Source organism: Deinococcus aquatilis DSM 23025, assembly GCF_000378445.1.
Classification (GTDB): Bacteria; Deinococcota; Deinococci; order Deinococcales; family Deinococcaceae; genus Deinococcus; species Deinococcus aquatilis.
In genome coordinates this window covers 1-7,210 of record NZ_KB899778.1, presented here as the reverse complement: position 1 = coordinate 7,210, position 7,210 = coordinate 1, and the positions used below count along the sequence as shown (strand labels likewise).

Genomic DNA, 7,210 nt, shown 5'->3' with positions numbered 1-7,210 from the left:
AAAGTGTCCCAACCAGGCGGCACCGGAATTCTAGAAAGACTCAACAGAACCTACAAATATCAATTTGCTTTCCGTCACGACTGGCAGACGATGGCTGAAGTTCGAACGGCCATGCCAGACTTTCACCGCTGGTACAACCACCAGCGCCGTCACTCGGCGCTGGGTTACGCCACGCCTTGGTCTACACTCACCTCATCGGCGAAGGCTCGCAACGCCGCTTGAAGAATTTTTTGGAGCACTACCGGAGGGCTGGTTTCCGCGCGGAATTGGCGTCGGCCGCAAGAGTCCCCCGCGTTGATAGGCGTCGTCCACATTATGTGGGTTCAATCCCTGCTGGCTCAGCCTGCCGATAAGAGCGTTGAGGGGGGCCGCCAGCCCTGTGGTCTGCTGCAGTACGGCGTGCTGCGTGAACGTAAGGGCGACTGGGGTCTGGGCGGAGGCGGTTGTGATGACGAGAGAGAGGAGCAGGGATAGAGTTAAAACCTTCTGATGCATAGGAAACCTCCAGTTGCGGGAAAAGACATTGGCGTGGAAATCGGGCAGACCCCATACTCGCGTACACAGTGTTTACAACCATAGGTACACACTGTGTACTTGTCAATCATCAACCGCTACAATTGAGTCATGGCCCGTCTCGAAGCGCCGAACCTCAGTAGTGAACTCATCGTGAACACGGCCCTGCAGCAGATGCGTGACCACCATCTCGAGGACATCAGCATGCGCCCGCTGGCGGAGGCGTTGAGGGTGACTCCTCGCGCTCTTTACCGTTATTTCCCTACCAAAGAAGATCTGCTGCGCGCGGCGTACATTCAAGTAATGGGTGGATTCGAGCTTCCTACGACAGGGAAGTGGCAGGATCGTCTCCGGCGCTTCGCCCTAGACTTCCGTAACTTCACCCGTGATCACAGCCACATCGGTGCCTATCTCTTCTCGCCTCATCAGCCTACCCATGCTGAATTCCGCTTATTGGAGTTCATTGTGACGACTGTTCGTGATGCGGGGGTTGCGGATCACGAAATCTGGGTCACATCCCGCAATACCCTGCTTAATGTCTACAGCATGTTGCGCGATGAACGGAACACTGGCGCGCCTGAGCCTGACTATGCCGAACTGCTGGCCTTCATGGAGGAACGTCCCGGCCACTATCCAGCCATCACCGAGCTGGCCCAGCAGCGCGTGATGGCCTCCGCCACCCGGTACCACAATCAAATTGAACTGTTGATCGGTGGAATTCAGGCGCGGGCAGCAAGCCAAGCCTGCGCCTAAGTTTGCTGTTAGACACGGCTCCTAGCGGGACATGTGATGGCTGTCTCGTGGGACGGATTGCGATTGGCAGCGCCACGTGTTGGACGTCACCACATGTGAATTCTTTACGTGGCGAGAAAGGCCAACCAACACGCATATTTTAGGACGCGGCGCTCACCGTTGAGATGGAGCAAATGGACGCCACCAGCAAAGAGCGATCTGGCATGCCCCGGATTCAGGCGGAACCGCGTGAGCAGGGCTGGCCCTGCTTGCATCGGCGCCAAACTCTCCTTACCTGGTTCTGGCAAGTTAACCAGCGAAGGACTGAGTAGGGTCTCAGCGGCCGTCTGAACTTCAGACGGCTACATCAACTGCATGCCGCCATTCGATGAGGTTATTGCAGCGCGCCGTTGAAATGACCTGGATGTGCTCCACGCTATGAAGCACAGGAAGGGCTCGAATGGCTGCTCCAGAGCTTGCCAGTGTGGATTACGTCTGGGACGTCGTCATTCGCCAATAGTCTTCCGAAGAAGGTCTTCGCCGCCTGGGTCTCTCGCCGAGCTTGCTACAAGAGGTCTCGCACTGCGCGGGAGTCATTGACGGCCCGCCATCACCAATACTTTTTGCCCTTGATCTCGATGCAGACCTCATCCAGAAACCACTGAGAACATGGGCGGGGTTCTCGGTGTCGCACTTTTTCAGTGAGGAGCGGTACAACTTTGATGTTCCACTGGCGCAGGGTTTCGTGACTGACGGCAATGCCGCGCTGCTGGAGCAATTCTTGAACGTCACGTTGGCTGAGGGAGAACCGGTGATGAAGCCAGGCGGCATACTGGATCATGCTCAGCGGGAAGCGATGGCGGTAGGGTTTGCGATCCGTCACGGACGAGTAGCCTACCGCGATCAACTTGCCAGAACCCACCCAGTTCAACCGTGTGACTACAGTTGAGCTTGATGAGAATCGGATCACCCCGCCTGGCCGCCGTGGCCTTTCGCTAGCAGAGATGAGCGCGCCTTTAACGCTCAACCCGGCCTTTACACGGGGGTCATGGTCTGGGCGAACGTATTACCTACTCTGAAGCCCATGCCCCCTCCAGCGACTGCCCCTGAGTTGCCGACGCCTCTCCAGCATGAGCGAACCCAACGACAAGTCGCTGAAGCCTTGGCTGTGCTGGCCGCTTCTCCACGCGATGCCGATCTCGCGGCGTGGCTTAAGACGTGGTATCTCCGCTCCACCGGCTGCCCGCGTGAACTTCAGCGTGTGCATCGCACGGCTCAGTACTTGACCCAGGCCATTCACCGCCCCCGACCCTTCTTGGCCTGAGGAGCACTCGTGAACCCCCTGGAAGCACAGCGCAAAGTGACCCTCAGTGCGATCTTGCACACCCAGCATGTGTTGGCCCGCAGTCCTTTCCCCGAGGCCCAGGTCTTTGCAGGGATGATGCGGCTGTTGGAGACCGCGTCAAAGAGCACTTCCATCTCCGAACTCCGAGTCCTGCAAGACGAAGCCGACGCTGAGGCAGGGGGCCTCTCACTGGAGGGTGCTCCTTAACTCAGTGAGGAGGCACTATCGACCTCATCTGAACTGGAGTTCGGTGCGTGTTGCACCCACGGCGTTCAACCTCCATCATAAGAGGCATCCCATAACCCAGCGCAAACGTAGACCGACGCCAGTGAGTTGCCGCAGCAATGACCTCCTGCTCCACCTCAGACGAACGTCTCGGCGTCTAGGGACCGTGCAGAATCACCTCAGCTGATACCCGCTGAAGGATGGTTCGCGGTGCACGGCACAGTTGGGCTGGTGTCAGCGCAACTTCAGGTGGGTGCTTTGACCTGCAGCAGCACCGCAGTCGCTCGTTTGTACAGGCCGCAGAGATGTTCGCAGTCGCCCGTCCGGAGGTTAAACAGGGCGGCCACGGTCTGATGGTCTGCCGGTTGCAGGCCTTAAGGCTTCACGAGTTTCATGGTGGCGAGGTCAGGCGGATGGGTTCGGTGGTCAGTCGGGATGTTCCCTTTGAGCATGTCAAGGTTCTTCCACCCACTCGTGCGTGGCCTCAAGCGGGCATCCAGTAGGGGGCCGAACGGAGGATGGGGACAGTGCGGGGCTGGCCACCTAAGCACTCGGTGTTCGGGCGCCTTGTGCTTTAGGCCTCTCCGAGATGAACTGCTCTTGCGCCCATTGTCAGAGGTTCTGTTGGACAACGGCATTCAGCCAGCGACTACCGAAGTTCTCCGCGGACTGAACAGCCGCTTGTCCTCCACTGCTCACGGCAAAAGCCTTCCCTTTTGCCTGACCTTGGCCAGGCGACTGCTGGCTCTCCTTGATGGGGAGTCAGCAGTGGATAGGGAACTCAAGCGTGTCACGATAGGGTGTCCTATGTCCGAACAGCCCAGCTCGCTCCGATCCCTTGCGCTCAGCGAGCGCCTGCAAAGCGTGACCGAAGCGCTCGCGGGCACACGCACGCCAACTGAAGTGTTTCAGATCGTCTTGCACCCTGCCCTCCAGGCGCTAAGCGCGGTGGCGGGCGTCGTTCTACTGGTGAACGACATGGGTGCCGGGTTGACGGTCGCCGCCACACAGGGCTACGCGAAAGGTGAACAGACCCTCTGGCAAACCGGTACCCTCCACGACTTTGCTCCCACAGACGACGCGCTGCGCCAGCGCAAAGCCTTGTACTTCGAGCACCAAGACGCCCTGACCACTGCTTATCCAGACCTGAACGCTCCGCTTGGTTGGATTGCGGTGGTGGCTACCGCAGTCATCCCCATGGTGCTGGACGACCGAGCCCTCGGAGTGATCATGTTGGTCTTCACTGAGCCACACCACTTCCCGCCTGAAGAACGCCGGTTTCTCTACACATTGGCCGGTCAGGGTGCCGTGGCTCTGGATCGCTTGCAGCTGGCCACTCGACTGCGGCAGCAGGCCGTGGAGTCACAGACCCGCGCGGAGACCTTGGCCGCCTTCGTCACCCTCACCGAGGCCGTCGGGACAGAACTGGACTTGAGTGTGTTGACCTTGTGTGCTCAAAAAGTCATGCGAACCTTCTTGCCTGAGCTTTCAGTCAGTTTTTATGTCTTGGAAGACAAGTTGTGGAAAGCGGTTGTCCTGTCCGGCGATATCGCTCCTCAGTTGGCCCAGCTTGCACGCGCCGGACTGCCGGTCGAGACCCCCAGTTTTGTAACCGCCGTGCAGGCCTGCGGGCCAAGCTTTACCGAGCACTGGGACACTCAAGCACAAGCCGTGGCGCACACAGAATCCTACGGTGCGGCCGCCTTCTACCCCTACTTCAGACAGGGCCAACCCTTCAGTATGTTTACGGCGGGGACGCAGCAGTCACGCGTCTGGACTCCCCGCGACCGGGCGATGTTCACGGCGGTGGGCCGCAGTCTGGGACTGGCCCTGGAGCGGGCCAACCAGACGGCCCTCTTGCAGCTTCAGAACGTCGAACTGACGGCCCGAACCCAAGCCCTAGAGGGATTTGCTGAACTGACACGGGATTTAGCGGTACAGCATGATCCGTATGCCCTGATTCGGCGGGCGCAGGACGTGATGCTCTCCTTACTTCCCCCAGGGAACATCGTGTATTACGAACGGGACGGCGCCCACTGGCGCAACCGGGTGCAGGTCGGGGCCCTCGGAAATGCTGGTCTTCAGGCCTTCGTCGATGCGGGGCCGCGGGTGGGAGCAACACCGACCCTGGATCTGCCCTGGACCACCCGGCAGCCGCTGTACCAGGATAGATATGCCCAGGGCAGTGACACCCCGGCCGAGCTGGTCGAACATCTGAAGGCGCATGCCAGCCTCCCGGTGGTGCAGCGCAGGGAACCTGTGGGCATTCTCGCGGTGGCTCTGTTTGAGCAGCGCACCTGGAGTCGCACCGACCGGGTCATTCTGGAGACCGTGATCGCCAGTCTCGAACTGGCGCTGGAACGGCTGGAGGCCCAGACGCAGGCGATAAGGGCACAGCAGGACGCGAGCCAGCAGCGAACGCAGGCCGAGGCGATGACGTATCTGGCCCATCACGACGTCTTGACCGACCTGCTCAACCGCGTGGGCCTGATGGTCAAACTGAGCGAGATGATCAGCGCAGGCACGCCCTTCGCTCTGTTCTATCTCGATATTGACGGCTTCAAGCTGGTCAACGATACCCTCGGGCATGAAGCTGGAGACACGCTGCTTCAGCAGATCGCCCAGGTCCTGAGCAGCGCGCTGGGCGACGAGCCGCTCGTCGCCCGGATCGGCGGCGACGAGTTCGCCGCGGTGGTGGGTGGGATTACGGAAGACGCCCTATGCGAGGCCGTCGCCCTTCAGGTTCAGACGGCCCTCGACAGACCCTTCACGGTGACTGGACGGAACGTGTATGTGACGGCCTCAACCGGCATAGCCCGTTTTCCAAAAGACGGTCAAACCTCAGACGACCTGCTCAGAAACGCCGATCTGGCGATGTACGACAGGAAGCGGCAGGCCAAGAACGGCTGGCGGCACTACACCCCTGACCTCAGTGAAGAGGCGCGCACGCGCCTGATGGTGGCCCATGGACTCCGGGGAGCACTCGGCAAAAATGAGTTTCAGCTGTACTACCAGCCGGAGATTGATCTAGAAAGCGGTGACGTGGTGTGTCTTGAAGCCTTGCTGCGTTGGTTTCCAGACGGGGGAGCCCTGGTTCCCCCGGATCGCTTCATTCCGGAGGCCGAAGCCTCTGGGTTGATTGTACCGATCGGTACTTGGGTCCTGAACACGGCCTGCACCCAGCTGGCCGTCTGGAGGCGCAACGGCTTTCCGCAGCTGCGGGTGGCGGTGAATGTCTCACCCGTTCAATTCGTGCGCTCAGACTTCGCCGACACCGTGGCGGCGGCCCTCCAGCGTGCGAACCTGGAGCCGGATGCGCTGGAACTGGAACTGACCGAGCGGGGCGTGCTGGCCGATCTCCCTTCAGTGCGCCATCAAGCCCGTGCATTGCAGGCGCTGGGCGTCCGGCTGGCCCTGGATGATTTCGGCGCAGGGGAGTCCAATCTCGGGCGACTGCTTCACCTGCCGTTCAATGTGCTGAAACTGGACCGGGAGCTGATCTCTACCCTGGGGGATGGGCCGAGGGGACGACAAGTGCTGCGGGCCCTCCGAACCTTCGCGACCAGCCTGAGACTGGATCTGGTGGCCGAGGGCGTTGAAACCTCGGCTCAACTGGAGACGGTTCGTGCGCTGGGCTGTGACCGCGCCCAGGGGTACCTGCTGGGCCGCCCCGCCGCGGTGTGGCCGCCTGGAGACCAGCCGCAGCAGAACACGTCTGAATACCCGTCTTCATGACGTCCTCTGAGAGTCACGGGAAAAGCAAGAAGCCCGAGGAACGTCCAGACGACTCAGCCTTCCACATGGTCTTGCGCTGAGCCACGGGAACCACGCTTCCAGGCTCAGGAACACGCTCCTTGGCAGGTGCAACGACGGTGCAAGGGGCTCTGCCCCTCTGTATCTCCCTTCCCTTCTGCACAGCTTAACGAACTGGCAGGGCCTTTCTATGGCTGGTTTTGAGAAGAGGGAGCGGGATTCGGCCACACGTTGGGGTGGAGGAACCAGCACGTGACGGAGGCTTTTCTTCGGGCACAGCATTAACGAGCTGAATCACATTGCCCAGGCAGCAAGAACCTTGCGGATGATTCACGTCACAGCCACACCAATTCGCCCGAATAATTCGTTGAGGGCCACACAACCGTTCCGATCCGATTCTCTTGCCCTCTCTTCCAGGCATTGGACTGACCCCATCTGACAGGACCACAGGCTAAGACACTTCGCCCCAGTCAGCAGATACGCTGACTGCATCGCGAAGGAGATCAGATGCCAGGACGAAATCACAGCCGCGAGTTCAAACTTGAGGTGGTCAGCCAGATCAACACCGGCCAACACACCACCGCCCATCTCAGCCGGACTCATTCCCTGGCTCCGAGCTTGATTCACCGGTGGCGAAAAGAG

The 7,210-nt window shown here is 60.2% G+C and carries 6 protein-coding genes and 1 pseudogene; 6 read left to right on the top strand and 1 reads right to left on the bottom strand.

Going from position 1 to position 7,210, the window contains the following annotated elements:
- Together F561_RS28435 and F561_RS27610 are read left to right on the top strand one after the other, a co-directional pair.
- Nucleotides 1-222, top strand: a 222-nt coding sequence (locus F561_RS28435) for an integrase core domain-containing protein (RefSeq protein WP_157452159.1), incomplete at its 5' end; no start/stop codon positions are given.
- A 402-nt stretch (nt 223-624) separates the two neighbouring features.
- Nucleotides 625-1,266 (top strand): TetR/AcrR family transcriptional regulator, encoded by a 642-nt coding sequence (locus tag F561_RS27610; protein ID WP_019012473.1) that lies wholly within the window; start codon nt 625-627, stop codon nt 1,264-1,266.
- Nucleotides 1,267-1,620: 354 nt separating this feature from the next.
- Here F561_RS27610 and F561_RS30245 read toward each other — a convergent pair.
- Nucleotides 1,621-2,128: pseudogene (locus tag F561_RS30245) on the bottom strand (IS6 family transposase); the annotation flags it as partial.
- A gap of 201 nt (nt 2,129-2,329) precedes the next feature.
- Here F561_RS30245 and F561_RS29355 point away from each other — a divergent pair.
- The 4 genes from F561_RS29355 to F561_RS30670 all read left to right on the top strand — a co-directional run.
- Nucleotides 2,330-2,569 carry a hypothetical protein gene (locus tag F561_RS29355; protein WP_157452157.1) on the top strand — a complete coding sequence of 80 codons (240 nt, stop codon included), beginning with the start codon at nt 2,330-2,332 and terminating at the stop codon, nt 2,567-2,569.
- Between the two features lie 9 nt (nt 2,570-2,578).
- On the top strand, nt 2,579-2,797 hold the full coding sequence (locus F561_RS0123805; RefSeq protein ID WP_019012470.1) for a hypothetical protein: 219 nt from the start codon (nt 2,579-2,581) through the stop codon (nt 2,795-2,797).
- A gap of 825 nt (nt 2,798-3,622) precedes the next feature.
- Nucleotides 3,623-6,550, top strand: coding sequence for a bifunctional diguanylate cyclase/phosphodiesterase (locus F561_RS27605; RefSeq protein ID WP_019012468.1), 2,928 nt, complete (start codon nt 3,623-3,625; stop codon nt 6,548-6,550).
- Between the two features lie 525 nt (nt 6,551-7,075).
- A partial coding sequence (locus F561_RS30670; protein WP_157452156.1) for a transposase occupies nt 7,076-7,210 on the top strand: 135 nt, incomplete at its 3' end.